Source organism: Halomonas sp. ND22Bw, assembly GCF_003011945.1.
Taxonomy (GTDB): Bacteria; Pseudomonadota; Gammaproteobacteria; order Pseudomonadales; family Halomonadaceae; genus Halomonas; species Halomonas halophila.
The window spans coordinates 1-229 of record NZ_PXWD01001969.1 but is presented as its reverse complement, the minus strand read 5'-3'; the positions used below and the strand labels follow the sequence as shown (position 1 = coordinate 229).

Annotated in this window: 1 pseudogene; it reads right to left on the bottom strand. The window is 65.5% G+C overall.

The window, feature by feature from the left end:
• Positions 1 to 165: pseudogene (gene amiE, locus CVH10_RS25190) on the bottom strand (aliphatic amidase); the annotation flags it as partial.
• Positions 166 to 229: the final 64 nt, after the last annotated feature.

Sequence of the window (229 nt, the reverse complement as noted above, 5' to 3'; positions counted from 1 at the left end):
GACGAGGTCCATGCCGGGCAGGCCGGACTTCATGCCCACAACCATGTCGGCGATCTTGCCCGCGTTCTCCAGCACCTCCGCCCGGCTGTGCAGGCGGGGCATCTTGTAGTTGACGACTGCGACACCGACCGTGTCCTTGCTGCTGGAAATATCGCCGTGGATCATGGCATCGACCTCGTCTGGGGTGGTGGGACCAGCGTCGATTCTGCGAACCGGTGCCGCCGCGCCG